Annotated in this window: 22 protein-coding genes and 1 tRNA gene; 11 read left to right on the top strand and 12 right to left on the bottom strand. The window is 63.2% G+C overall.

The features are described from left to right. Positions 1-135: 135 nt before the first annotated feature. Together DXT59_RS06455 and DXT59_RS06460 are read right to left on the bottom strand one after the other, a co-directional pair. Complete coding sequence (locus DXT59_RS06455; RefSeq protein WP_116136089.1) at positions 136-645, bottom strand: YbhB/YbcL family Raf kinase inhibitor-like protein; 510 nt, start codon at positions 643-645, stop codon at positions 136-138. Between the two features lie 111 nt (positions 646-756). Continuing rightward, on the bottom strand, positions 757-1,674 hold the full coding sequence (locus DXT59_RS06460) for an NAD(P)-dependent oxidoreductase (RefSeq protein ID WP_240324417.1): 918 nt from the start codon (positions 1,672-1,674) through the stop codon (positions 757-759). A gap of 146 nt (positions 1,675-1,820) precedes the next feature. Between DXT59_RS06460 and DXT59_RS30480 the strand changes: the two genes are divergently transcribed. Beyond that, on the top strand, positions 1,821-1,979 hold the full coding sequence (locus DXT59_RS30480) for a hypothetical protein (RefSeq protein ID WP_162877971.1): 159 nt from the start codon (positions 1,821-1,823) through the stop codon (positions 1,977-1,979). On the opposite strand, the gene DXT59_RS06465 is transcribed toward DXT59_RS30480, so the two are convergent. Next, positions 1,976-2,356 (bottom strand): DUF5594 family protein, encoded by a 381-nt coding sequence (locus tag DXT59_RS06465; RefSeq protein WP_116136091.1) that lies wholly within the window; start codon positions 2,354-2,356, stop codon positions 1,976-1,978. The two genes, DXT59_RS30480 and DXT59_RS06465, sit on opposite strands and share 4 nt — an antisense overlap. 73 nt (positions 2,357-2,429) lie before the next feature. Beyond that, complete coding sequence (locus DXT59_RS06470) at positions 2,430-3,653, bottom strand: CaiB/BaiF CoA transferase family protein (RefSeq protein WP_116136092.1); 1,224 nt, start codon at positions 3,651-3,653, stop codon at positions 2,430-2,432. Between the two features lie 314 nt (positions 3,654-3,967). On the opposite strand from DXT59_RS06470, the gene DXT59_RS06475 reads away from it, so the two are divergent. From DXT59_RS06475 to DXT59_RS06490, 4 genes are all read left to right on the top strand, one after another. Next, entirely contained in the window at positions 3,968-4,798 is an 831-nt protein-coding gene (locus DXT59_RS06475) for an IclR family transcriptional regulator (protein ID WP_420823366.1), read from the top strand. A gap of 53 nt (positions 4,799-4,851) precedes the next feature. Continuing rightward, positions 4,852-6,006, top strand: coding sequence for an acyl-CoA dehydrogenase family protein (locus DXT59_RS06480; protein WP_116136093.1), 1,155 nt, complete (start codon positions 4,852-4,854; stop codon positions 6,004-6,006). 119 nt (positions 6,007-6,125) lie between these two features. Further along, positions 6,126-7,388, top strand: a complete 1,263-nt coding sequence (locus DXT59_RS06485; RefSeq protein WP_116136094.1) for an MFS transporter — start codon at positions 6,126-6,128, stop codon at positions 7,386-7,388. A gap of 16 nt (positions 7,389-7,404) precedes the next feature. Beyond that, positions 7,405-7,563 carry a hypothetical protein gene (locus tag DXT59_RS06490; RefSeq protein ID WP_205417379.1) on the top strand — a complete coding sequence of 53 codons (159 nt, stop codon included), beginning with the start codon at positions 7,405-7,407 and terminating at the stop codon, positions 7,561-7,563. A 1,263-nt stretch (positions 7,564-8,826) separates the two neighbouring features. Here the strand turns inward: DXT59_RS06490 and DXT59_RS31550 are convergent. From DXT59_RS31550 to DXT59_RS06505, 3 genes are all read right to left on the bottom strand, one after another. Further along, the gene (locus DXT59_RS31550; protein WP_420823364.1) at positions 8,827-8,934 is read right to left on the bottom strand and encodes a hypothetical protein; all 108 of its coding nucleotides are present in this window, start codon (positions 8,932-8,934) and stop codon (positions 8,827-8,829) included. 223 nt (positions 8,935-9,157) lie between these two features. Then, positions 9,158-9,232: transfer RNA gene (locus tag DXT59_RS06500), tRNA-Arg, on the bottom strand. Positions 9,233-9,346: 114 nt separating this feature from the next. After that, a complete protein-coding gene (locus tag DXT59_RS06505; RefSeq protein ID WP_116136095.1) occupies positions 9,347-9,529 on the bottom strand; it encodes a rubredoxin in 183 nt (60 codons plus the stop codon). A 207-nt stretch (positions 9,530-9,736) separates the two neighbouring features. On the opposite strand from DXT59_RS06505, the gene DXT59_RS06510 reads away from it, so the two are divergent. The 6 genes from DXT59_RS06510 (at position 9,737) to DXT59_RS06535 (ending at position 18,158) form a co-directional block, all read left to right on the top strand. Beyond that, complete coding sequence (locus tag DXT59_RS06510; RefSeq protein WP_116136096.1) at positions 9,737-11,674, top strand: ATP-binding cassette domain-containing protein; 1,938 nt, start codon at positions 9,737-9,739, stop codon at positions 11,672-11,674. Positions 11,675-11,956: 282 nt separating this feature from the next. Beyond that, positions 11,957-13,942, top strand: a complete 1,986-nt coding sequence (locus tag DXT59_RS06515; RefSeq protein WP_116136097.1) for a DNA topoisomerase IV subunit B — start codon at positions 11,957-11,959, stop codon at positions 13,940-13,942. A gap of 65 nt (positions 13,943-14,007) precedes the next feature. Further along, positions 14,008-16,323: a DNA topoisomerase IV subunit A gene (parC, locus tag DXT59_RS06520; RefSeq protein ID WP_116136098.1), complete on the top strand. Its 2,316-nt coding sequence runs from the start codon at positions 14,008-14,010 to the stop codon at positions 16,321-16,323. Between the two features lie 41 nt (positions 16,324-16,364). Next, positions 16,365-16,823 carry a CopD family protein gene (locus DXT59_RS06525; protein ID WP_116136155.1) on the top strand — a complete coding sequence of 153 codons (459 nt, stop codon included), beginning with the start codon at positions 16,365-16,367 and terminating at the stop codon, positions 16,821-16,823. 136 nt (positions 16,824-16,959) lie between these two features. Further along, positions 16,960-17,544 (top strand): chromate transporter, encoded by a 585-nt coding sequence (locus tag DXT59_RS06530; protein WP_116136099.1) that lies wholly within the window; start codon positions 16,960-16,962, stop codon positions 17,542-17,544. Continuing rightward, a complete protein-coding gene (locus DXT59_RS06535) occupies positions 17,541-18,158 on the top strand; it encodes a chromate transporter (RefSeq protein ID WP_116136156.1) in 618 nt (205 codons plus the stop codon). The genes DXT59_RS06530 and DXT59_RS06535 overlap by 4 nt, the downstream gene beginning before the upstream one ends. A 37-nt stretch (positions 18,159-18,195) precedes the next feature. Here DXT59_RS06535 and DXT59_RS06540 read toward each other — a convergent pair whose 3' ends face one another. The 5 genes from DXT59_RS06540 to DXT59_RS06560 all read right to left on the bottom strand — a co-directional run bounded on the left by DXT59_RS06540 (position 18,196) and on the right by DXT59_RS06560 (position 24,829). Next, positions 18,196-19,443, bottom strand: a complete 1,248-nt coding sequence (locus DXT59_RS06540) for a chromate transporter (RefSeq protein WP_116136100.1) — start codon at positions 19,441-19,443, stop codon at positions 18,196-18,198. A gap of 47 nt (positions 19,444-19,490) precedes the next feature. Beyond that, positions 19,491-21,842 carry a bifunctional diguanylate cyclase/phosphodiesterase gene (locus tag DXT59_RS06545; RefSeq protein ID WP_116136101.1) on the bottom strand — a complete coding sequence of 784 codons (2,352 nt, stop codon included), beginning with the start codon at positions 21,840-21,842 and terminating at the stop codon, positions 19,491-19,493. 322 nt (positions 21,843-22,164) lie between these two features. Next, the gene (locus tag DXT59_RS06550; protein ID WP_116136102.1) at positions 22,165-23,049 is read right to left on the bottom strand and encodes a PhzF family phenazine biosynthesis protein; all 885 of its coding nucleotides are present in this window, start codon (positions 23,047-23,049) and stop codon (positions 22,165-22,167) included. A gap of 14 nt (positions 23,050-23,063) precedes the next feature. Beyond that, entirely contained in the window at positions 23,064-23,528 is a 465-nt protein-coding gene (locus tag DXT59_RS06555) for a RidA family protein (protein ID WP_116136103.1), read from the bottom strand. A gap of 104 nt (positions 23,529-23,632) precedes the next feature. Continuing rightward, positions 23,633-24,829: an aminotransferase-like domain-containing protein gene (locus DXT59_RS06560; protein WP_116136104.1), complete on the bottom strand. Its 1,197-nt coding sequence runs from the start codon at positions 24,827-24,829 to the stop codon at positions 23,633-23,635. Positions 24,830-24,899 lie beyond the last annotated feature (70 nt).

Genomic DNA, 24,899 nt, shown 5'->3' on the forward strand with positions numbered 1-24,899 from the left:
AAGAAACTCAGGGTAGCGGGCTGCGGGGGACGTACCCCCACATTCTAAGCGCGCAACCCTTCGACAGGCTTGCGGGCTCACCGGGCGAGGTTGGTTGCATTCGCAACGACCGTGCCGATGCGGCCCGCGCGCATACTATTTGAGTTCGTAAAGCCCGGTGTAGGTCGTCGAGTCGAGTTCGTTCAGATGCGTCATGAACCGGGCGACCGCATTGGTCGTCTCGGGCGTGATCGGGAGGCGATCCACCTTAAGGGCGTGCAAGCGGAAAATATAGCGATGCGGCTTGTCGCCGCGCGGCGGGGCGGCGCCGCCGAAGCCTTGCGTGCCGTAGTCGTTGCGCACTTGGATGGCGCCGGCCGGAAGAAGGCTGCCATCGGCCTTGCCCGCGCCGAGCGGCAGCGAGCGCACGTCGGCCGGGATGTTGACGACGACCCAATGCCAGAAGCCGCTGCCGGTCGGCGCATCGGGATCGTAGACGGTCAACGCGAGGCTTTTCGTGTCCGCGGGCGGCGCTTCCCATTGCAGCGCGGGCGAGAGGTTGCCGCCGTCGCCGTCGACGCCGAACGATTTGTCGTTGCACTCCTGAGCTTTCGGCATGAAGCCGTTGCTCGGGAAGTCATCGGACCAGATTCTGAACTCAGCCATCGGATGCCTCCTTCTTCTTAACGGTGGGCTGTACAGCTCGATGAAAAGTGCGGTGCCGCTTGCGTGCCGAGTGTATCACCGCACCCGGGCAGCGATCGGCGGGTACCCGCCTCAGCGCGGCTCATGCAGCTTGCGCAATCTCCAAATCAGGCTGGACGTATCCAAGCGATTGCCGCCGAGCGCCTGAACGTCGCCGTAGAACTGGTCGACGAGTGCCGTGACCGGCAAAGAGGCCCCATTGCGCTTGGCCTCGTCCAAACAGAAGCCGAGGTCCTTGCGCATCCAATCGACGGCGAAACCGAAATCGAATTTGTTCTCGATCATCGTTTTGCCGCGATTATCCATCTGCCAGCTTGCGGCGGCGCCCTTGCCGATGACCTCGAGCACGCGCGTCATATCGAGTCCGGCGCGCTCGCCGAAATGGATCGCTTCCGACAGACCCTGCACGAGGCCCGCGATGCAGATCTGGTTGACCATTTTCGTCAGTTGGCCCGAGCCGACGGGCCCGAGACAGGTGACGGCCACCGCGTAATGCTTCAATACGGCCGCGGCGCGCTCGAAGTTCGGCGCATCGTCGCTGCCGCACATGATCGTGAGTTTGCCGTTTTGGGCGCCCGCTTGGCCGCCCGAGACCGGTGCGTCGATGAATCCGATGCCGTGGGCGCTTGCCGCTTGAGCGAGCTCGCGTGCGACGTTGGCCGAGGCGGTGGTGTGGTCGGCGAACAGCGCACCGCTCGTCATGCCGGCGAAGGCGCCGTCTTGGCCGAGCGTGACGCCGCGCAAGTCGTCGTCATTGCCGACGCAAGCCAGCACGAGTTGCGCGCCTTGCGCGGCTTCGCGCGGGGTGGCGGCCGCCCGGCCGCCGAATTCGGCTACCCACTGCTGCGCTTTGGCCGCGGTCCGGTTATAGACGGTGACGTCGAACCCGGCTCTGGCCAAGTGGCCGGCCATCGGGTAGCCCATGACGCCGAGCCCGATAAAGGCGACACGGCGAATGGCGTTGACAGGAGAGGAAGTCGGCTCGCTCACGGCGGCTCCTTGACTGGGACGTTGGGGTGGGATGGGGACCTTAATTATCGCAGCGATGCGGCGTGCGGCGCCGCACATTCGCGGATGCGCTCCGGGAGCCTACAATAAGCCTAAGTTCGATAGCCCGCTGAAGCGTGGAGGCGGCCATGTTCGATTCGTCGTTCGCAATGGTGCTGTTTTTGGCGCTGGCGGCCTGTGCGGCGCTTGCCGTGGCCACCCGCTACCATACCGATCATCCTGTTGCCGACCTGATGCATTGGGTCCAAGCGCACCATTGGCTCGATCGGCTCCATCACCGGCACTAGCCTTCCAAGTCGAGATTGCCGAGCAGAATGAAAGGCTCGGCCTGCGACCGCGTGGCCAAATCGAAATCGCGCGCGATTTGCCAGGCGGCAAGCTTGCGCGGCAGCGCCTCCAGATAATGTTCGAATCGTTGCGGGCCGTTGTGCTCGGTCAGCGACGCGATCTCGCATTCGTCCCATGTCATCCGCAGATTGAGCGGATGCCGCGCGCCGCGTATGCGCTCGGCGGCCGGCGCGGTGATCTCCAGCGTGGTGGGCCGATCGGGGCCGCCATAAGGTACGAGCCGCACTTCGGCGTCGCGGCCGATGACGTCTTGGATCGCTTGCGCAATGCGAGGTGCAAATTCGGTATCGAATTGATGAGCTATCGTCGGGTTCATTGATGCGCTTCCGTGGTCGGACGATGCTAGCACGGAGCGGCGGGCCGTAAAGCCGGTTGCGTCGCCCGTTTCGTCAGACGATCCCGTTGCGTCGAAGCAGATGAAGCTCGTCCTCCTCGATCCCGCACAGCTTTTGCAGTACATCGTCCGTGTGCTGCCCGAGCGTCGGCGGCGCGCTGGTGTAACGAATCGGCGAACCCGACATCTTGATCGGATTGGCCACGCTCGGGGCAGTGCCGGAAAGCGGGTGGGGCAAGTCCACGCGCATGCCCCGATGACGCACGTGCGGATGCGCGAACGTTTGAGCGATGTCGTTCACCGGACCGCAGGGCACGCCCGCGGCCGCGAGCGGAGTGACCCATTGCTCGACCGTGCGCGCCGATAGGATCTCTCGTATCAACGGAACCAGCGTCTCGCGATGGACGACGCGCGCCGCGTTCGTCGCGAACCGCGGATCGCTCGCGAGCTCCGCGCACTGCGCCACTTCGCAAAATTTGCGGAACTGACCGTCGTTGCCGACGGCCAATACGATCTTCCCGTCTCGAGCGTCGAACGCTTCGTATGGAACGATGTTCGCGTGCGCGTTGCCTTGGCGTTGCGGCGTCTTCCCCGAGACGAGGTAGTTCAGATTCATGTTCGCGAGTGCCGCGACCTGCACGTCGAGCAGCGCCATGTCGATGTACTGGCCGTCACCGGTGGCGGTGCGATAGGCGAGCGCGGCAAGGATGGCCACCGTGGCGTACATGCCCGTCATCAAGTCGGCGAATGCGACGCCGACCTTTTGCGGTCCCCCGCCCGGCAGTGCGTCGCGCTCGCCCGTGATGCTCATGAGGCCGCCCATCGCTTGGACGATGAAGTCGTAACCGGCCCACGACGAAAGCGGACCGTCTTGTCCGAATCCGGTGATCGAGCAATAGATCAACCGAGGATTGAGCTCGCGCAGATCGCTGTAGGCGAGTCCATAGCGGGCCATGTCGCCCACCTTGTAGTTCTCGATGAAGACATCGCTTTGTTGCGCCAGCTTGCGCACGATCGCTTGTCCCTCGGGCGTCGCGATGTCCAACGTGACGGATTGCTTGCCGCGATTCGCGGCGAGGAAATAAGCCGATTCGCCCGTCGGATCGCCGTCGGCGTCGGCGAGATACGGCGGGCCCCAGGCGCGCGTGTCGTCGCCTGTTCGCGGCCGTTCGATTTTGATCACTTCCGCACCGAGATCCGCCAGAGTCTGGCTCGCCCAGGGGCCGGCCAATACGCGCGACAGATCGAGAACGCGAAGCTGCGAGAGTGCTCCTTGCATGGGGACATCCTGAAGTCGAGATCGGTCCGCTATGCGAACCGTCAATGTAGAATTGGATCGTATGCGCACAGTATCGAAGCACTGGAGGAATGTAAACGGTATTCGGATCCAATGAAACATAGGCCGATTATGGGGATAGGGTGATCCCGGATGCAACGAAATCGCAATTGGTAAGCGGAATACTTAAGTTCGAAATGTCGATCCGCTGTGCGAACCAAAAATGGAAATTGTTTGACACGGAGATTTGCGCCATGACAGGATCCGCCAAAACCAAGGGCTCGGATGAACAAAAGCGGGGAGCAACGATGCCGAGAATGAAGAGCGCGGCGCAGCGATCGGCGGCTCGGATCGAGCCGCGCGATATCGCTCGGTTCGATGACGAAGGGGCCGACCGGCAATTCGTCACCGCATTGGCGCGGGGGCTCGAGGTGCTGCGCTGTTTCGAGCCGCGCGAGCGTTACTTGGGCCTCTCGGAACTTGCGCGTCGAGCGGGTTTGCCCAAGGCGACGGTAGCGCGCTTGGCCGGGACGCTCGCCAAGCTCGGTTACCTGCGGTACTCGGAGTCGCTCGGCAAGTACAGCCTCGGCACCGGCGTGCTTTCGCTCGGCTATTCGATGCTCTCGAATCTGGATATCCGCGATGTGGCGCGCCCGTTCATGCAGGAACTGGCCGAGTATGCGCGCGCGTCGGTGGCCATCGGCGTTCGCGACCGCCTCTCCGTGGTCTACGTCGAATGGGTCCGCAGCAGCGCGCCGATTACCGTGATGCGCAGCGTGGGGGTGCGTTTGCCGCTTGCAACGACGTCGATGGGGCGGGCGTACCTGGCCGCCGCATCCGAGCAAGAGCGTAACGACGTCTTGCAACAGGTGCGTGCTCGCGACGAGGCCGATTGGCCGCGGATCGAACGCGGCGTCGAGCAGGCGGTGAAGGATTACGAGGAACGCGGCTTTTGCCTGTCGGCGGGCGATTGGGACAAAGACATCGCCGCCGTCGGTGTTCCGTTCACGGCCCCTGACGGCACGCGCATGGCCTTCAATTGCGGCGGCCCCGCGTTCGTGATGAGCCGACAGACGCTGGAAGAGGACTTGGGTCCGCGCCTAGTCGATCTCGTAAAACGTTTAGGTGCCGCCCTAGGGCGGCGATGACCGGCAATGGCGGCGCGCGTGCGGAGCGCCCGTCGTGAAAACAGGAATGGCAGATGATCCGTGACGATGAAACGCTCAACCTTCTTCTCGACGCGATTTCGCGCTTCGTACGCGAGCGCCTCGTGCCCGCCGAGGAGCACGTCGCGCAGACCGACGAAATTCCCGCCGATATCGTGGGCGAGATGCGTGAGCTGGGTTTGTTTGGCCTGTCCATTCCGGAGCAGTACGGTGGTCTCGGGCTCACGATGGAAGAGGAAGTTTTGGTGGCGTTCGAAATTGCGCGCACTTCGCCGTGCTTTCGGTCGCTGTTCGGCACCAACGTCGGCATAGGGTCGCAGGGTCTCATCATCGACGGAACGGACGAGCAAAAGGCCCATTACTTGCCGAAGCTCGCGTCGGGCGAACTCATCGCCTCCTTCGCGTTGACCGAGCCGGGCGCCGGTTCCGATGCGGCTTCGTTGCGCACGCGGGCCGTGCGCGACGGCGATCACTACGTCATCGACGGCACCAAACGCTTCATCACGAACGCGCCGGAGGCGGGCCTATTCACCGTCATGGCGCGCACCGATCCCGAGATAAAAGGCGCGGGCGGGATTTCGGCGTTCATCGTCGAAAGGGGAACGCCGGGTCTGTCGCTTGGCAAAGTCGATAAGAAGATGGGACAGCGCGGCGCGCACACGTGCGACGTCATCTTCGAGAACTGTCGAGTGCCCGCGCGGAACTTGATCGGCGGCGTCGAGGGCATCGGCTTCAAAACCGCGATGAAAGTGCTGGATAAGGGGCGTTTGCATATTGCGGCCATTTGCGTCGGGGCGGCTGAACGCATGCTCGACGATGCGCTGCGCTATGCGCTCGAACGGGCGCAGTTCGGCAAGGCGATCGCCGAGTTCCAACTCATCCAGGCGATGCTCGCGGACAGCCGCGCGGAGATTTACGCCGCGCGGTCGATGGTGCTCGACGCGGCTCGCCGGCGCGACGCGAACCAGGACGTCGCCACGCTCGCCTCATGCTGCAAGCTGTTTGCATCGGAAATGTGCGGGCGGGTTGCCGATCGTGCCGTGCAGATTCACGGCGGGGCGGGCTATGTCTCGGAGTATGCGGTTGAACGCTTTTACCGCGACGTTCGCCTGTTTCGCATTTACGAAGGCACGACGCAAATCCAGCAGATCGTCATCGCGCGGGACATGATGCGCAAGGCGAGCGTTTGATGCGGCCGATTCGCTTGCAATAAATAGTCAGGAGTACGCGGTGCGCGTCGCCGCTTATCGTTTGGTGTTATGGCGCCGTAGAGCGCTTGCCGAGAACTTTGGTGCATGGAGGAGGATAGATGGAAATCGATTCGCTGAGCCGGCGAGGCTTCATCGCATCCGAACGCATATGGATTGCGGCGTTCGTATTCGCGTTTTTGGGTTTGATGGTCGATGGGGCGGACTTGATGTTCCTGTCCTATAGCCTTTCGAGTCTTAAACGCGAGTTTGGGCTTTCGAATGTCGAAGCGGGGGCGCTCGGGAGCATCACGCTCGCGGGTATGGCGATCGGGGGCATTTACGGCGGGTGGGCCTGCGATCGATTCGGGCGCGTGAAGACCGTCGCTTGGACCATCGCGCTGTTTTCGTTGGGGACGGCGGCGCTCGGTTTCACCGAGAATTTCGCGCAATTTGCCGCGTTTCGCTTTATCGCGTCGCTCGGGCTTGGCGCGCAGTACGTCGCGTGCAATACGCTGATGTCGGAATACTCGCCGACGAAATCGCGCACGACGATCCTCGGCACGTTGCAGGCGGGATGGTCGGTCGGATATCTGGTAGCGACCTTGTTGGCCGGTTGGATTTTGCCCGCTTGGGGTTGGCGGTATCTGTTCTTCATTTCCATCGTTCCGGTACTGCTGGCGTTGACGATGCAACGCATGGTGCCCGAGCCGCAAAGTTATCTCGCCTCGCGGGGTGTCCGTGCGCGCGTCGAGGGCGCGGGCGAATCCCGGAGCCGCGGCGGGCAGATGAAGCGGGTGTTCAGCGATCGATCGAACCGCCGGATGTTCATCCTGTGGTCGGTTACGGCGGGCTTGCTGCAGTTCGGCTACTACGGTGTCAGCAATTGGATGCCCACTTATCTGGAGAAGGAGCTTCATCTGAAGTTTTCGTCGATGACGAGCTATATGGTCGGCACCTATGTCGCGATGATTCTCGGCAAAGTAGTAGCGGGTTGGTTGGCGGACAAATTCGGCCGGCGAGCGGTATTTGCGTTCGGCGCGTTCGGTTCAGCCGTCTTTTTACCGTTGATCGTCTTGTGGCATACGCCGGGGAACATCGCTTATTTGATGACGGTTTTTGGGCTGCTGTATGGGATGCCCTATGGCGTCAATGCGACTTATATGACGGAGAGTTTCGAGGCTCGAATTCGTGGATCGGCTGTCGGCGGCGCATATAACGTCGGGCGGGTGGGGGCGGCGATCGCGCCGGCTGCGATCGGGTGGCTGGCCACGGGCGGCACGATCGGGCTGGGCTTCTTGGTGATGGGTGGGGCTTATTTTCTGTGCGGTGTCGTGCCGGCGCTTTTCATCAAGGAAAAGCTTTACGACCCGCAGAAGGCGTGATCGTTCCGAGGGGTGGATGAGGGCCGCGGATTCGATGGTGGATGCGATGGGGCGAGCGCGAATCGAGGCGGCGGCACAGGCGAACGCCGCCGACGCCGCGCTCTGGCGGTGGTTCACGGCGATGCTCGAGGATCGCCGAATCAATGGCGGTACTGCTTCGGCAACTGGGTTGTGAGCGCCGACCGATGCTGCGTTGCGACCGAGGCGAGCTTCGATCGGGCCATTCGGACGGCGAAGGAGAATGGCGAACGCCGGGGATTGGGGGCGTTGGATGCCGTATCGTTTGGCCTATTGTGCAGAGGTGGCCTCGCTGTGGGCGAAATTCACGAGCCGAACAAAGTGAATCATGCACTTGGGGCGTACGTTGTCGGCAACGCAGTCACTCGGGCAGTAGGCTTCGAGCGCATGGGCAAGGGAACCCGAATCTTCACAGATCAAGAGACGGCCCTTCACATATTGGAAGTCCGGCCGAAAGAGACTTTCCAACCGCTCATCGACCCATTGACAGGCAACGCTGTCGATGAATGGATGTGGTACATGCCGGTCGAATCACTACAAGACGAGCAAGACCTCAATGTACTACGTCAAGTCGTCGAACGGCTGGTGCGCAGCCACAGCATGCTTCTATATTCCCCGAAGTTGAATTGGAGCGCGACGACGCTTGAGGGACGCCGACAGATCGCGTGCTCGATCGTGCCTGTATCCGATGCGATGTTCAAGATCTCGCGACGGGAAGAATACCGGTTCGGTGCCGAACATCTATTGCAACCCGGCCCTGGGCGCTCTGTTCGTATTCGCAAACGCGTAGCTGAGCAGTTCACAGGGGAAATTCTAGCCGCGTTAAAGGCTATAACCCGGATATGGCCGGACCCAAAGCTTTTGCCTGCGGATAGGTGGTGGCGTGGCTTGCCGTTGAGCAGGGGCGGGCTACTTTTGCCCACGAAGCTTAATCCTAGAGGGGTTTTGCGGCGTTTCGTGGTGTTGCGTTGCTTCTCCGTACTCACTTGCAACACTGCCGACGCTTTTCCCTTTGCTCCGTTGCTTGCGGACACTCCCCCGTCGTTTCTTAGTTAATAATCTTGCACATCCCAAGCGTCGACCCAGCTAACAATCGCCCATGCGTGAACGCGCCGCGATGTCCAAGGCGGCGCGCGGAGCTTATCAATTGGGCGTGGCTCGATGCGCTCGAACCCGGTCGAGCACCGCTCCAGCGCACCATAAGACTACGGCTGCGACGATGAAGCTTAGCGCGAGCATAACGCCCGCGACGACGCCCTCGTCGCCCTCAACCCCGATAGCGCCGAACAGCACAAACAGAGGATGCAATAAGCGTAGCCGGTGCTGCTGAAAAGGAATCTTGGAATCGCGTCAATGCGTGCAATGCCCACGAACACCGGGACCGTGAGCAGCGCGGCAAGTGCCAGAAGCCGAATCTTTTTCATCGCACCGTTACTGTTCCGTAGTAAGGGATGCTCGTGCCAGGAATCATCTTTGTTTCCTGGGACAGCAGCCACGCGCGCAACTTGTCGAACTGCTGCGTCGACATCAACGTGATGCAGCCTTCGCTAACGCCGAACCGACCATTTGGATGCAGCCGGAAGTTCCCCGCTTCACCCCACCCACGAAAGTGTAGTCGTCCACAACATTGTCGTTCCGGTAAAGCGCGGTGCCGCGTGTAGTCACGCAGTTCCTCGATGGCATGCGGGGCCGACGAACGCAAAGCTCAGCGCGGTTGTTATATGAAACGTCGCCAAACCTTGCGGCATTTGTGGTCCCCCCGACAGGAATCGAACCTGTATCTAGCGCTTAGGAGGCACTTGTTCTATCCATTGAACTACGGGGAGGATCCGCTGCCCAGGCGGTGAGCCCGGATGCGCCGGCGCGCGCAGCAGTATATCAAAGCCGGGCCGGTTGCCCATTGCGGTCGCGCGAACGGTGCGATCCGGCCCGGCTAGCCCTCAAAACTCCACGACCGCAAACTCGCCCTTGCTCACATCGCAGAGCGGGCACCGCCAGTCTTCTGGAATGTCCGCGAACCGCGTGCCAGGCGCGATCCCCTCGTCCGGCAGGCCTTCCTCTTCGTTGTACACCCAGCCGCAAATCACGCAGACCCAGCTTTTGTATTCGATAACGTCGCTCACAGCGTCCTACCCTAATTCATCTCAAAAAGTCGCTACCTTAGCGCCGCTCGGCGGCCTTGCGGCGTTTTGGCGGCGAGACGCATTGTCGCACTCTTTTACTCACGGGCGTTCCGAGGGGCCCCGGTAGGCCGAACGGCCAGCGCATGCCGGTCCACGGTCCGCGGCCGGTACAATGGATGTTTCGATTTTTCGCAGGCGCGCTCTTTCATGTCGCTTTACTCCATCGTCGACGCACAGCTCGCGTTCGGACACGTCGCGCTGCTCGATCACGCCGATTTCTCGCTCGAAGCCGGCGAACGCGTCGGACTCATCGGCCGCAACGGCGCGGGCAAGTCGTCGCTGCTCAAGATCGTCGCCGGTCTCATGCATCCGGACGACGGGCTCGTTACGCGCCAGCAAGACCTCTCCACGGTCTACGTGCCGCAAGAGCCCGAGTTCGATCCCCAAGCCTCGGTGTTCGATGCCGTCGCCGGCGGCTTGGCCAACGTACGCGCTTCGCTCGACGAATACGACGCCGTCGCGCACGCCCTGGCGGATACGCCCGAGGGCGCGCAGCACGACGCGCTCCTTGCGCGCATGAACACGCTGCAGTCGGCGCTCGATGCGGCCAATGCATGGAATTGGCGCACGCGCGTATCCACCACGATCGCGCAACTCAACCTCGATGGGCAAGCGCGCATCGGCGCGCTCTCGGGCGGGATGCAAAAACGCGTCGCGCTCGCCCAGGCGCTCGTCGTCGATCCCGATGTCCTGCTGCTCGACGAGCCCACGAACCACTTGGATTTCGACGGTATCCGCTGGCTCGAGGAGTTGCTCGTCAATTCGCGCGCGGGCCTGCTCTTCATTACGCACGATCGCGCATTTCTGGATCGTGTCGCCACCCGCATCGTCGAACTCGACCGCGGACGCCTGCTGTCATATCCGGGCAATTTCTCGGCTTATCAGACGCGCAAGGCTCAGCAACTCGAAGTGGAGCGCATCGAGAATGAAAAATTCGACAAACTGCTGGCGCAGGAAGAAGTCTGGATCCGCAAGGGCGTCGAGGCGCGCCGCACGCGCAGCGTCGGCCGTATCGCACGGCTCGTCGAAATGCGCCAGCAGCGCGCCGAGCGCCGCAACGTTCAGGGCAACGTCAAGCTCGACGTGGGCCAAGGCGAGCGCTCGGGCAAGATCGTCGCCGAATTGACCGATGTGACGAAACGCTATGGCGAACGGACCGTCGTCGACCGTTTCTCGACGACGGTCATGCGTGGCGACAAGATCGGCTTTATCGGCCCCAACGGCGCCGGCAAGACGACCCTGCTGAAGCTCATTCTCGGTGAGATTGCGCCGGACGAAGGTACGGTCCGGGTCGGCACGAATCTGCAGGTGGCCTATTTCGATCAGATGCGCGCGCAGCTCGATCAGGAAAAGAGCTTGGCCGATACGATCAGCCCGGGCAGCGATTGGATCGAGGTCAACGGCACGCGCAAGCACGTCATGAGCTATCTCGGCGATTTCCTGTTCGCCCCCGAGCGGGCTCGCTCGCCTGTCAAATCGCTCTCCGGCGGCGAACGCAACCGGCTCCTCTTGGCGCGGCTATTCGCACGGCCCGCGAACGTCCTCGTGCTCGACGAGCCGACGAACGATCTCGATATTCCCACCTTGGAGTTGCTCGAGGAGTTGCTGGCGGACTACGACGGTACGGTGCTGCTCGTCAGCCACGATCGCGCGTTCCTCGACAATGTCGTGACCTCGGTGATTGCCTCCGAAGGCTCCGGGGCGTGGCGCGAATATGTGGGCGGCTTTACTGATTGGCAGACGCAAAGCGAACGCGCCGAGCGGCTCGCCCAGGAAGCGGCCGCCAAAAACGCCCCGAAGCCGGAGCCGCGCGAGGCGGTAGCCAAGGAGAGCGCGGCGGGGCGCAACGCCCAGCGTACGGTCAAGCTTTCGTTCAAGGAACAGCGGGAGCTCGAAGCGTTGCCCGAGACGATCGCCGCCCTCGAAGCGGAGCAAAAAGCGATCGGCGCCCAGCTCGAGGACGGCTCGATCTTCGCGCGCGACGCGAAAGAAGGCGCCCGGCTCACCGAGCGCTACGCCGCGATCGACGACGAGTTGTTGGCCGCGTTGGAACGCTGGGAGGCGCTGGAGGCCAAGCGTAAGTAGTTCGTCGGGTGTCAGGCGGGCCGCGTTCCGCTCGGCGGCCCCGCGGATGGCCGCCCCGCCGATCACCGCCCGGTAGCCGCCGGCCTCGCCGAATTGCCGCATCAAACGAAACCAGTAAAATACGGCGCGACTATGGCGGACAGGCATCCGGCGCAGCCGGCCGCGCTCGCTTCGCGGGCACGCCGGCCGCCGCCGTTGTTTCGATTCGCTTTTTTTTGAACTTTCAACGCTTTGTCCACGCGGATATCCACACGCGCTGTGGACAACGACCTACACGAGACCATGTCCACGAAAAAGCCAAGCACCGCGTACAGCGAGGCCTCGATCAAGGTGCTCAAAGGGCTCGAGCCGGTCAAGCAGCGGCCGGGCATGTATACGCGCACCGAGAATCCGCTGCACATCATTCAAGAAGTCATCGACAACGCATCGGACGAAGCGCTCGGCGGTTACGGCCGCCAGATAACCGTTACGCTGCATGCCGATCAATCCGTGTCCGTCGAAGACGACGGCCGAGGCATTCCGTTCGGCTTGCACCCCGACGAAGGCGTGCCCGTCGTCGAGATCGTCTTCACCCGCCTGCACGCGGGCGGCAAGTTCGACAAAGCGGCCGGGGGCGCCTATACGTTCTCGGGCGGTCTGCACGGCGTCGGCGTTTCGGTCACGAACGCATTGTCGTCCCGGCTCGATGTGACGGTCTGGCGCGACGGTAAGGTGGCCCAAGTCGGTTTCTCGCATGGCGACGTCATCCGTCCGCTGACCGTACGTCCCGTCGAGAGAGGGGAGAAGCGCACCGGTACGCGTGTCACGGCATTGCCCGACCCGAAATACTTCGATTCGGCCAATCTGCCGCTCGGCGAACTCCAGCGGCTCTTGCGCTCGAAAGCGGTGCTGCTGCCGGGCGTCGAAGTCGTGCTCGTCAACGAAAAAACGGGTGAGCGCCAGAGCTGGAAATACGACGACGGTTTGCGCGGCTACCTGCTCGAAGGCATGGCCGGCAGCGAACTGTTGATCCCGCTGTTCGAAGGCGAGCGCTACGCGGACAGCACGCGCGCGAGCGAAGATTCGTTTGCCGAAGGCGAAGGCGCGGCGTGGGTGGTGGCCTGGAGCGAGGAGGGGCCGCTGCAACGCGAGTCGTATGTCAACCTGATCCCCACCCCGGCCGGCGGTACCCACGAATCCGGCTTGCGCGACGGGCTCTTCCAAGCGGTCAAGAGTTTCGTCGAGTTGCATAACTTGCAGCCGAAGGGGGTGAAGCTGCTGGCGGAAGACGTGTTCGCCCGCGTCTCGTTCGTACTGTCGGCGAAGGTGCTCGATCCGCAATTCCAAGGTCAGATCAAAGAGCGCTTGAATAGCCGCGATGCCGTGAAGCTCGTGTCGTCCTTCGCGCGCCCGGCGCTCGAGTTGTGGCTCAATCAACACGTGGACCACGGCAAGAAGCTCGCCGAACTCGTCATCAAGCAAGCGCAGGCGCGCACGCGCGCTGGGCAGAAGGTCGAGAAACGCAAGAGTTCGGGCGTCGCGGTGTTGCCGGGCAAGTTGACCGACTGCGAATCGACGGATATCTCGCGCAACGAGCTTTTCCTCGTCGAAGGCGATTCGGCCGGCGGGTCGGCCAAGATGGGCCGGGACAAGGAATTCCAGGCGATTCTGCCGCTGCGCGGTAAGGTGCTCAACACGTGGGAAACCGAGCGCGATCGACTCTTCGCGAACAACGAAGTGCACGATATCTCGGTGGCGATCGGCGTCGATCCGCATAACCCGGACGACAACGTCGACCTCTCGAACCTGCGTTACGGCAAGATTTGTATCCTGTCCGACGCGGACGTCGACGGCGCGCATATCCAGGTTCTGCTGCTCACGCTGTTCTTCAAGCACTTCCCGCAACTGATCGAACGCGGTCACGTCTACGTGGCGCGACCTCCGCTGTTTCGCGTCGATGCGCCCGCGCGCGGCAAGAAGCCGGCGCAGAAGCTTTACGCACTCGACGAAGGCGAGCTCGAAGCGACGCTCGACAAGCTGCGCAAGGACGGCGTGCGCGAGACGCAGTGGTCCATCAGCCGCTTCAAGGGTCTCGGCGAAATGAGCGCCGAGCAACTCTGGGATACGACGATGAACCCCGATACGCGGCGGCTCATGCCGGTCGCGCTCGGCGAACTGGAATACGAGGGCACGGTGTCGCGCATGACCATGCTGATGGGCAAGGGCGAGGCAGCGGCACGCCGTAGCTGGCTCGAAGAAAAAGGCAACGAAGTCGAAGCCGATATTTGATGCAAGGCAACGCCTTGGCTACGCGCACTTCTTCTAGCGCCTCCTGAACACGGACACTATTTTCGATGGATCAACAAGACGATCTGTTCGCACCGGCCGCCGCGCCCGACGGCGAGTCGCTCACGCTCGGCCATTACGCCGAGCGCGCTTATCTGGATTACGCGGTGAGCGTGGTGAAGGGCCGCGCCCTGCCCGACGTCTGCGACGGACAAAAACCCGTGCAGCGCCGCATTCTGTTCGCGATGAACGAAATGGGGCTCGGCGCCGACGCGAAGCCGGTCAAGTCGGCCCGCGTCGTTGGCGACGTGCTCGGTAAATACCATCCGCACGGCGATCAATCGGCGTATGACGCGCTCGTTCGGCTCGCGCAAGACTTCTCGATGCGCTATCCGCTCATCGACGGCCAGGGCAACTTCGGCTCGCGCGACGGCGACGGCGCCGCGGCGATGCGTTACACGGAAGCCCGTCTGACGCCGATCGCGAAGCTGCTGCTCGACGAAATCGACGAGGGCACCGTCGATTTCGCGCCGAACTACGACGGCTCGTTCCAAGAGCCGAAGCTCTTGCCCGCTCGCTTGCCGTTCCTGTTGCTGAACGGTGCGTCGGGGATCGCGGTGGGTCTGGCGACCGAAATTCCCTCGCACAACTTGCGCGAGGTCGCCGCCGCGGCGGTAGCGATGATTCGCCATCCGAAGATCTCGCATGCCGAGCTGATGGAGCATTTGCCCGGCCCCGATTTTCCGGGCGGCGGTCAGATCATTTCGAGCGCGACCGAGATCGCGGCCGCCTACGAGACGGGCCGCGGAAGCCTGAAGGTGCGCGCGCGCTGGAAGATCGAGGATCTCGCGCGCGGGCAGTGGCAACTCGTCGTCACCGAACTGCCGCCGAACACCTCGGGCCAAAAGGTGCTCGAGGAAATCGAGGAACTGACGAACCCCAAGATCAAGCTCGGCAAGAAGTCGTTGAGTCCCGAGCAGATACAGACGAAGCAGACGATGCTCGCGCTGCTCGATGCGGTGCGCGACGAATCGGGCAAGGATGCGCCCGTGCGCCTCGTGTTCGAGCCGAAGTCGAGCCGCATCGATCAAACCGAATTCGTCAATTCGTTGCTGGCTCACACGAGCCTCGAATCGAACGCGGCGCTCAATCTCGTGATGATCGGCTCCGATGGGCGGCCGCGTCAAAAGGGCATTACCGAAATCCTGCAGGAGTGGATCGGCTTCCGTTTCGCGACGGTCACGCGCCGTACGCGCCATCGTTTGACGAAGGTCGACGATCGGATCCACATCCTCGAAGGGCGGATGATCGTCTTCCTGAACATCGACGAGGTCATCCGCATCATCCGCGAGTCGGACGAGCCGAAGGCGGCGCTGATGAGCGCGTTCGGTCTGAGCGAGCGGCAGGCCGACGACATTCTCGAAATCAGGCTGCGTCAATTGGCGCGCCTCGAAAAAATCAAGATCGAGAAGGAGCTCGAGGCGCTGCGCGAAGAGAAGTCCAAGCTCGAGGAGTTGCTCGCGAACGAGTCGTCGATGAAGCGCCTGATCATCAAGGAGATCGAGAGCGACGCGAAGCAATACGGCGACGAGCGGCGCACGCTCATCCAGCAGGAAAAGCGCGCGACGCTCGAGGCGCGCGTCATCGACGAGCCCGTGACGGTCGTCGTGTCGCAGCGCGGCTGGGTGCGCGCCCTCAAGGGCCATGGGCTGGATACGGCCGGTTTCACGTTCAAGGACGGCGACAGTCTGTATGCGGCGTTCCAATGCCGCACGCCCGATACCCTCATCGCCTGGGGCAGCAAGGGCCGCGTGTATTCGGTTGCCGTGGCGATGCTGCCGGGCGGTCGCGGCGACGGCGCGCCGGTCACCTCGTTCATCGACCTCGAAGCCGGCACGCACCTCATGCACTATTACGCGGCGAGCGCCGAGCAGCCGTTGTTGCTCGCGTCGAGCAACGGGTACGGCTTCGTTGCGCGCGTGGGCGATATGGTCAGTCGCGTCAAGGCGGGCAAGTCGTTCATGACCATCGACGAAGGCGCGCAGCCGCTCGCGCCGATGCCCGTTTTGCCGCAGGCAACCCAAGTCGCTTGTTTGTCCAGCGCGGGACGGCTCGCCGTGTTCGGGCTCGATGAGATGAAGTCGCTTTCGGGCGGCGGACGCGGGATCATTTTGATGGGGCTCGACGAGGGCGAAAAGCTCGTGCAAGCGTTGGCGATCGCGCCAGCGGGTGTCGTGCTGCTCGGCACAGGCCGTGGCGGCAAACCGCAAGAGGAACGTCTGGCGGGAGCGGCGCTCGCGCCCCACGTCGGTAAGCGCGCTCGCCGCGGCCGCGCGCCCGATACGCGGTTGAAGGTCACGGCGTTGCGGCCCGCGCTCGATTGACGCATCGATTGGAACGAACGTTCTTGGAGAGTCTCATGTCCTTGTCGATTGCGATGGACGTTGCGCTGTTCGTGCACTTGGCGGCCGTAGTGGTCTGGGTGGGCGGCATGGTGTTCGCGCATTTTTGTTTGCGTCCGGCGTTAGCCGATGTGTCGCCCCAATTGCGGTTGCCGCTGATCGAGGCCGTATTCGAGCGGTTCTTCAATTGGATCGGCGCCTCGGTGATCGCCGTCCTGATTTCGGGTGGCTTTCTGATGTCGCGCTTCGGGGGCTCGCACGCGCCGTGGCAGATCAATCTCATGGCGGCGTTGGGCGTCGTCATGATGATGATCTTCGGGCACGTGCGTTTCGCCGTCTTTCCGCGGATCCGCCGTGCCGTCCAGGCGCAACGCTGGCCGGATGGGGCGCGCGCCGTCGATACGATGCGCCGGCTCGTGCTCGTCAACCTCGTCCTCGGGCTCGCGACGATCGTTGCCGCCGTGCTCTCGCGCGGGTTTTGACCGGGTACTAGTAGGCTCTTGGCCGAACTCTGAGCGATCAGGAACCTGGTTGCGTGCGCAACGATTACGATTGATTGCACGCAGCCTTTTTGCAAGCCTCTTGCGCCATACTCGAGGCTTTACGACCGATTCGCCGATGACTCAATCCGATCCAGCAAGCGGCGCGTCCGATGGCCGTCCGAGGCCGCTCTTCGGTATTGCGCCGTCGGTGCTCTTTCGCACCTTCGGCGAAATGAGCCTCTACGGCTTCGGGGGCGTGATGCCCTGGGCGCGGCGCATGCTGGTCGATCGCCGCCGCTGGCTCGACGACCGGGAATTCGCCGAACTGCTTGCGATCGGGCAGATTCTCCCCGGTCCCAATATTTGCAATATGGCGGTGATCATCGGCTATCGCGCATGCGGTTGGCGCGGTGCGCTGGCTGCGATCGGCGGCTTGCTCGCCGCGCCGTTCGTGATCGTCCTCGTGCTTGGCGCGCTCTATCACCGCTTCGGGGCGCTCCCGGCGGTTCAAGGTGCGTTGCATGGAATGACGGCCGTGGCCGCGGGGCTGGTGCTGTTGACGGGCATCAAGCTCGCGCAAAGCCAGCCCCGCACGATCCGTGGTCTCGTGTTCGGCTTGCTGTCGCTCACGGCGGTCGGCATCGTCCGTGTGCCGCTCGGTTGGGCGATGCTCGTGTTGATCCCCACTGCGCTGCTCGTCGAATGGAGGGCCTCACGATGATTCTGCTCGAGCTTGCGTGGCGCTTCGCGTTGGTATCGGCGATCGCGTTCGGCGGCGCGACGGCCGTGATGCCGGAAATGCACCGCTTTCTCGTGCAGCAGAACCATTGGATCGACGACACGACGTTCGCGGCGCTGTTCGCGATCTCGCAAGCATCGCCCGGGCCGAACGTGCTGTTCGTCGCGCTATTCGGCTGGCAGGTCGCCGGCTTGGCGGGAGCGATCGTCTCGACATTGGCGATGTGCGGACCGTCGTCGATGTTCGCACTCGCGTTCGAGCACTACACGGGGGCGCATCGCGACGCGCGCTGGATGATCGTATTTCGGCGGGCGCTTGCGCCCGTCACCATCGGCTTGCTGATGGCGACGGGCGCCATCCTCGCGCGCGGCACCGATCGCTCGGTGGCCACCATTGCATTGACGATCGCGACCGTGGCCGTGGGACTGCGCACGATGCTGATGGCGACGGGCGCCATCCTCGCGCGCGGCACCGATCGCTCGGTGGCCACCATTGCATTGACGATCGCGACCGTGGCCGTGGGACTGCGCACGAAGATCAATCCGCTCTGGCTCATCGCGGCGGGCGCAGTGATTGGCGTGCTGGGCTACGCGTAAGCCTCACTCGCGCAAGCGGGCGAGCTTCGATACACGATCAATAGCCGAGGGTGCGCGCCCCGCCGTATACCGCCGCGACGATGGCATAGATGGCGTAGACGGGCAATTTCAAACGAACGAGGCAAAGGAGCGCGAACGCGGCCGTGACGAGTTGCGCGGGCGCACGAGGAACATGCTCGACGATGTGGACGACGGCCGTCAGTAAAAACGCCGTCGTGGAGGCGCGCAATACGCGCATGCCGTGTTCGAAGCGCGCATTCTCCTCGAGCCGGTGCAAGTGCCGGCGCGTGAACACGATGAGGATGGCCGACGGTACGAACAGCGAACACGTCGCCACGATGGCTCCGGGCAAGCCATGCACGAGGTAACCCAGAAACGGAACAACGTTCAGTAGCGGACCGGGCGAGACCGGGGATAGCGCGAAGGCGAGCGTGAACTCGCGCGCCGTGACGCCGACAGCGGGCGTCTCGAACAATGCCCTGAGCACGGGCAACGCGGAGAACCCGCCACCGAATAAGGTCATGCCGGCTCCCGCGAGGCGAGGCCAGAGCAGGCGCGCCGCATAATCGGGCGGCAGCGGAACCGCGAACAGAGCGATCAAGGCAAGCACGACGAGGACGATCAACTTGTCGGTGACTCCGAGCGAAACCCCGAGCTTGCCGCCGCGCGCCGGGCTCGCTAACCACCCCGCGGCGAACGAACCCGTTAGCAACAGCACGAACGAAGCGGTGCCGTGCACGGTCAGCAGTACGACGCAGGCGACGAGGGCCGCTGCCCATTCGAGCGGTTCGCGCACGAGCGCGCGGGTCTGCCGGTACCACGTGATGCCGATGAGCACGGCCAGCACGGCGGCGAAATGGTCGATGAGACCGGGGGTTGCGAGCGCGTGGATGAACGAGGCGTGATAGAAGGTCGCCAAGGCCGTCATCGTGCTAAAGAACGGCAAGACGGCGGCGATGCCGGCGATGCAGGCGCCAATGCGCCCGCGCAATGCGTAGCCGACTTGCACGGCCACGTTATAGCCGACGGCGCCGGGCGTCATCCAGGCGAGGGCCACGAAATCGGAATATTGGACTTGAGTGAAGCGGCGCTCGCGCGCCACGTAGTGCATCTCGAGCTGAGCCATCAGCGCGAGCCCACCCCACGAAAGCGCGGATAGAGCGAATACCACCCGAAACAGCGTCCATAACGGCTCGGGCGCGGGATCGGGCGCCTTTGACTCAGCGGCGGGCGCGGCGCCCACGGTGCGCGAAGCGCGTCTTCCGCGCGTGCTTGCTTCGCCCATCGATCGGTCCTTCGGTTCGCTCCGGAATCGGGCGCATCGCCGATGCGCTACGCCGATTGTTTGCTCGTGTTCTTTTGCGTCTTGCCTTGTGTCCCGAACGGCTCGTGCATATCGCATACGCCGAAGCGTTCGAGGAGCGCCTGAATTCCCTCCGCGGGCACCGGGCGCGAGAACAAGAAGCCTTGCGCCTGGATATTGCCGAGGGCCGACAGCCAAGCGATCTGCTCCTCCGTCTCGGTGCCTTCCACGACGACGGTCAACCCTAGCGAGCGCGCCAGATTGACGATCGCAGAGACCATGACGCACACGCTGCGGTCGGCGGGGATCGCTTGAACGAACGAGCGGTCGACCTTGAGCGTGTCGACCGAGAACCGGTTCAGGTACGAGAGCGACGAATAGCCGGTGCCGAAATCGTCGAGTGCGATGCCGACGCCGAGCCGCTTCAGTGCGACGATTTTTTCGGAAACGAGTTCGGGGTACTCCATCATCGCCGTCTCGGTGATCTCGAGCTCGAGCCGATGGGCGGCGATCCCGCTGTCTTCGATCGCGCGCGAAATCGTCTCGTACAAGTCGCCGCGCCAGAACTGTACCGCCGAAATATTGACGGCGAGCGACAGCGTCTCGTAGCCGTCGCGCTGCCAGGCGGCCAATTGGCGGCAGGCCGTTTCGATGACGAAGTCGCCGATCGGCACGATGAGGCCCGTCGACTCGGCCACGGGGATGAATTCGCTCGCGGAGATCACGCCTTGCTGTGGATGGTTCCAGCGCGCGAGCGCTTCGAAGCCCGTGATGCAGCGGCGCGCCAGATCGATCTTCGGCTGGTAGACGAGGAACAGTTGGTTCTCGGCCAGCGCGACGCGCAGTTGCTGCTCCCATTGCATGAGGTGATCGGCGCGATGCGAGAGGTGCGGCGAATAGAACTGATAGCAGTTCTTGCCGGCGTCCTTGGCACTGTACATCGCGAGATCGGCTTTTTTGAGCAGGTCGATCTCGCTTTCGCTGCCGACCGAATACAGGGCGATGCCGATGCTCGCATGCAGGACGAACGAGGTGCCGCGCACGTCGAACGGATGCTCGAAGATTTCGCGCACGCTCTCCGCGAGTTGCACGGCCTGGCGTTCGACGTCGCCGCCTTTGAGCACCACGACGAACTCGTCGCCGCCGATGCGCGAGAGCACGCCCGCGCCGCCGACCGCATCCGATAGGCGCGAGGCCGTCATTTGCAGCACGATGTCGCCGGCGTTATGTCCAAGCGTGTCGTTGACCGTCTTGAAGTTGTCCAGGTCGATGAACAAGATGGCGAGCCGCCCCACGTTGGCCGGATCGCCGACGTCTTGCCGCAGGCTTTGCATCGTCGCATAGCGGTTGCGCAAGCCGGTGAGCAGGTCGTACTCGACGAGGTGCGTCATTTCGCGCTCGCGTCCGAGCAGTTTGCCGATGAGCCCCGTCGCGACGGCGAAGAAGCCGAGCATCGCGAGCGAGATGAAGCTCGCCATCAGCAAGTAGACGTTGCGCGTGTGGTTGTAGTCGGCGAATTCCTCGGCCTGGGATAGCCCGACGAGCACGCCCATCGGATAGCCGTCGATATGCCGGTACGAAACGATCCGCTTCACGTGGTCGATCGGGTCGGTCATCGTGCCCGAGACGTGTTCCGAGATCGGGTAGATGCCGCTCGCGGAGAACGCGCCGGCGGGATCGCGGGCCACGCCGGTGCGGCGCGCGAGCACGGCGCCGTTGTCGGAGATCACGGCAATGACGCCGTCCTTGCCGATCGCTGCGTTGTTATAGAAATCGCTCGTGAAGTAGCCCGGGTCTTCCGAGACGACCACGACGCCCGCGAACGAACCGTCGAGATGGTTCAGGCGGCGCGTCATCTGCAGCGTCCACTGATGGGAGACGCGGCCCAGCACGGGCTTGCTGATATAGAGCTGATCGTCGTTCTCGTGCTCGTGCACTTTGAAGTGCTCGCGATCGGAAAGATCGATCGGCGCCGGGTTCGGCTCGGCCGTACTCGATACGAGGATGCCGTGCTCGTTGATGATCGAGACTTGCACGAGCGTATCGCTTTGCACGACCCCTTTCTCGACGGTACTCGCGAGATCGAAGCGCTCGGGGCTCTTTTCGTACTCGTATTTAACGAAACGCGTGATCTGGTCGACTTGGTGAATGGCTTTGACGGTGTGCTGCTCGAGCGCGGCGGAAAGAATCGCGGCCGAGGCCGTCGCTTCCCGGTAGGTCGAGTCGCGCTCGACCGATAGCCGAGCCGAGATCACCGTCCACAGTAGCGCAAGCACGAGTATCCCCAGCGCCGGGATCGCAATCAGCGCGCGACGGCGTGAGCCCGCGGCGTTGGATCGCGTGCGGGTGTCTCTCGTGGAATGAAGCCGGGCGAAATTCATCGGGGCAGTGAGTATTTTGGAAGGCTTCGAATACCGCAGACGTTCCTCATCGAGGATATTACTGAATGGATAAAAATTAAGATAGCGTCCGTTTATCGGGTAAACGTTCGTCGCACCGGGCACGATTTCAGCAATGGTATTCCCATTTCATGACCGTGCACGTCGTGGATGCACATTCCACGGCCGTTCGGCATCGACGAACTGCCGCCGGACCGGCCGTATGCGCTGCGCGGGAGCGCATCGGAAATTTCGCTAAGTGGAATATGGAGGGGAGGGAAGGGAGCGGCAAGCGCCGCTCCTTGAGGGTAGCCGCGCGAGCGGCTTAGGCGATGCGGAAGGTGCCGTCGACGATGGTCGTCGAACGGCCGCCGACCCAAATGGCGCCGTCCGCGCCGTATTCGACCGAGACTCGGCCTTCGCGCCCGATCGCCGTACCCTGGCGGACCGTGTAGCGCGTGCCCGGACGGCGCTCCCGCGCCGCGAAGAGACTGGCGAGGCCCGCATTGGCGCTCCCTGTCACGGGATCCTCGTAGATCGAGTGGTTGCTGTCGATGACGATGCAGCGCACTTCGAGCGTCGCCGGGCCGCCTGGTGCATGATGCGCATAAAAAGCAAGCCCTGTCATGCCCACTTTCCGCACAATGTGCGCGGCAGCGACCGGATCGAACTCAATCGAGATACACGTGTTAGGCGAATCGACCCCGACCGCAAGCCACGGTGTGCCGTTGTCGAGGCAGCACGGTTCGATGTCGCCGAAATCGATCTCATCGTTGCCGAGCGCGGCCTTCAGTGCTCGCTGGTCGTCCGCGTCGAGCGGCTCAATCCGTGCTGGCGGTGCCGCGAACGCCATCGAACCGTCGTCGCGCAACGCGATCTCGACGAGTCCAACCCCGCATTGCTGAACGAGCCGGCCCGGTTGCCGCGGCCGATACCCGCTTTCGAGCAGCGCATGCGCCGTACCAAGGGTCGGATGACCGGCAAACGGCAACTCGTACGCAATCGTGAAGATGCGTACCCGGTAATCGGCGCCGGGCTCGGTCGGCGCGCAGATGAACGTCGTTTCCGACAGGTTCGTCCAACGCGCGATCGCCTGCATCTGCTCGTCGCTCAGGCCGTCGGCATCGAAGACGACGGCCAATGGATTGCCTTTGAACGGCGCCTCCGAGAACACGTCGACCTGCTTGAAGCGGACTTGGCGTGCGCTCATCGATGCGCTCCCGGTTAGGCGAGTTCCGCGATGAGCTCGATTTCGACGCACGAGCCGGTCGGGATTTGCGCCACGCCGAACGCCGAGCGCGCATGCTTGCCGGCATCGCCGAACACTTCGCCGAAGAGCTCCGATGCGCCGTTCGTCACAAGGTGCTGCTCGGTGTATTCGAGCGTGGAATTGACGAGGCTCATCACTTTGACGATGCGCTTGACGCGGTTCAGGTCGCCCGTATGCGCGTGCAGCGTGGCGAGCAGGTCGATTGCGACCGAGCGCGCGGCAACCTTGCCTTCGTCGGTCGTCATGTTCGCGCCGAGCTTGCCCACCCACGGCTTGCCGTCTTTCTTGGCGGTATGGCCCGACACGAACAGGGTGTTGCCGGTTTGCGCCGCCATGACGTAAGCGGCGGCCGGCGTGGCCGAGGCGGGCAATTCGATGCCGAGTTCCTTGAGCTTGTCGTAGACGTTTTGGTTTGCCATGGCGGTTCCTCGAATGGATAGGTGAAAGAGACAGTACGATGAGCCGTCGATCCGATCGGCCCATGCCCCGCCGTCGCGCGGCGAAGGCATGGGATTTTAAGCGGTTACATCCGCTCGCGGATCAACTTGGCCAGACGTGCGATGCCCTCGTCGATGCGCGCAGGCGGGACGGTCACGAACGACAGGCGCAGTGCGCTGTGATCGGCATCGTTCGCATAGAACGGGGCGCCCGGCACGAATGCAACGTTATCGGCCACGGCGGCTTCCAGCAGTTTCATCGTGTCGATGTGCTTCGGCAAGCTCGCCCAGATGAACATGCCGCCTTCCGGGCGGTTCCAGGTGACGCCCGCGGGCATGTGGCGTTCGAGCGCCGCGAGCATCGCCTCGCATTGATCGCGATACAGCGCGCGGATCGTCGGCACGTGTTCGTCGAGAAAGCCGTCCTTGATCACTTCGTACACGACGCGTTGCGTGAAGCTCGGCGTATGCAGATCGGTGGCTTGCTTGGCCTGCACGAGTTTGAAATGCAATTCCTCGGGGGCAATGACGTAGCCGAGACGCAGGCCCGGCGCGAGCACCTTCGAGAACGAGCCGCAGTGGACGACGTGGTCGGGCGCCATCGACAGCAGGGTCGGCAGTGGTGCGCCGGCGTAGTCGAGCGCGCCGTAGGGATCGTCTTCGATCACGGGGAACGGGCTCGTACGGGCGAACTCGGCCAGCGCGCGCCGGCGTTCGAGCGGCAGGCGGCGTCCCGTCGGGTTTTGGAAGTTCGGCTGGGCGTAGAGCAGCCGCGCGTCTTGCGTCAGCGCCGGCGTCAGGCCTTCGGGGATCAAGCCGTTCTCGTCGGTCGGCACTTGTACGTAGCGCGGCTCGTACATCGAGAACGATTGCAGTGCCCCGAGATAGGTCGGCGTTTCGACGAGCACCGGGCTCGCGGGATCGATCAGCACCTTGCCGAGCAAGTCGAGCGCTTGCTGCGAACCGGTCACGATGAGCACCTGGCTCGGGCGAATCGTGACGCCGTTCTTCGAGTAGCGGGCGGCCACCCATTCGCGCAACGGCGCGAAGCCCTCGGTGGCGCTGTACTGAAATGCGGCGGCCGGGGCGTCGCGCGTAACACGCTCGCAGGCCTCGCGCAGGCGCTCGACCGGGAACGTCACGGGCGAGGGCAGGCCGCCCGCGAACGAGATGACTTCGGGACGTTCGGTAACTTTCAGGATCTCGCGGATGGCGGAGCTCGTGAGTTTGCGTGCGCGCTCGGAAATGCGCCAGTTCGTGTGCGGCAGATCGCTGTGATCCATGAAACGTCTCCTTAGTACTCGATGGTGGTTGAGTTGGGTTCCGTCGTCGCTACCGAAACATGGGTAATGT

This window comes from Trinickia diaoshuihuensis (assembly GCF_003390925.1).
Lineage (GTDB): Bacteria > Pseudomonadota > Gammaproteobacteria > Burkholderiales > Burkholderiaceae > Trinickia > Trinickia diaoshuihuensis.

Excerpts from the sequence above, each read along its gene's own strand:
- DXT59_RS06455 (WP_116136089.1), bottom strand. The coding sequence starts at position 645 with ATGGCTGAGTTCAGAATCTGGTCCGATGACTTCCCGAGCAACGGCTTC.
- DXT59_RS30480 (WP_162877971.1), top strand. The coding sequence starts at position 1,821 with ATGTTCGATTCGTCGTTCGCAATGGTGCTGTTTTTGGCGCTGGCGGCC.
- DXT59_RS06465 (WP_116136091.1), bottom strand. The coding sequence starts at position 2,356 with ATGAACCCGACGATAGCTCATCAATTCGATACCGAATTTGCACCTCGC.
- DXT59_RS06470 (WP_116136092.1), bottom strand. The coding sequence starts at position 3,653 with ATGCAAGGAGCACTCTCGCAGCTTCGCGTTCTCGATCTGTCGCGCGTA.
- DXT59_RS06475 (WP_420823366.1), top strand. The coding sequence starts at position 3,968 with ATGAAGAGCGCGGCGCAGCGATCGGCGGCTCGGATCGAGCCGCGCGAT.
- DXT59_RS06480 (WP_116136093.1), top strand. The coding sequence starts at position 4,852 with ATGATCCGTGACGATGAAACGCTCAACCTTCTTCTCGACGCGATTTCG.
- DXT59_RS06485 (WP_116136094.1), top strand. The coding sequence starts at position 6,126 with ATGGAAATCGATTCGCTGAGCCGGCGAGGCTTCATCGCATCCGAACGC.
- DXT59_RS06490 (WP_205417379.1), top strand. The coding sequence starts at position 7,405 with ATGAGGGCCGCGGATTCGATGGTGGATGCGATGGGGCGAGCGCGAATC.
- DXT59_RS31550 (WP_420823364.1), bottom strand. The coding sequence starts at position 8,934 with ATGTCGACGCAGCAGTTCGACAAGTTGCGCGCGTGGCTGCTGTCCCAG.
- DXT59_RS06510 (WP_116136096.1), top strand. The coding sequence starts at position 9,737 with ATGTCGCTTTACTCCATCGTCGACGCACAGCTCGCGTTCGGACACGTC.
- DXT59_RS06515 (WP_116136097.1), top strand. The coding sequence starts at position 11,957 with ATGTCCACGAAAAAGCCAAGCACCGCGTACAGCGAGGCCTCGATCAAG.
- parC (WP_116136098.1), top strand. The coding sequence starts at position 14,008 with ATGGATCAACAAGACGATCTGTTCGCACCGGCCGCCGCGCCCGACGGC.
- DXT59_RS06530 (WP_116136099.1), top strand. The coding sequence starts at position 16,960 with ATGACTCAATCCGATCCAGCAAGCGGCGCGTCCGATGGCCGTCCGAGG.
- DXT59_RS06535 (WP_116136156.1), top strand. The coding sequence starts at position 17,541 with ATGATTCTGCTCGAGCTTGCGTGGCGCTTCGCGTTGGTATCGGCGATC.
- DXT59_RS06540 (WP_116136100.1), bottom strand. The coding sequence starts at position 19,443 with ATGGGCGAAGCAAGCACGCGCGGAAGACGCGCTTCGCGCACCGTGGGC.
- DXT59_RS06545 (WP_116136101.1), bottom strand. The coding sequence starts at position 21,842 with ATGAATTTCGCCCGGCTTCATTCCACGAGAGACACCCGCACGCGATCC.
- DXT59_RS06550 (WP_116136102.1), bottom strand. The coding sequence starts at position 23,049 with ATGAGCGCACGCCAAGTCCGCTTCAAGCAGGTCGACGTGTTCTCGGAG.
- DXT59_RS06555 (WP_116136103.1), bottom strand. The coding sequence starts at position 23,528 with ATGGCAAACCAAAACGTCTACGACAAGCTCAAGGAACTCGGCATCGAA.
- DXT59_RS06560 (WP_116136104.1), bottom strand. The coding sequence starts at position 24,829 with ATGGATCACAGCGATCTGCCGCACACGAACTGGCGCATTTCCGAGCGC.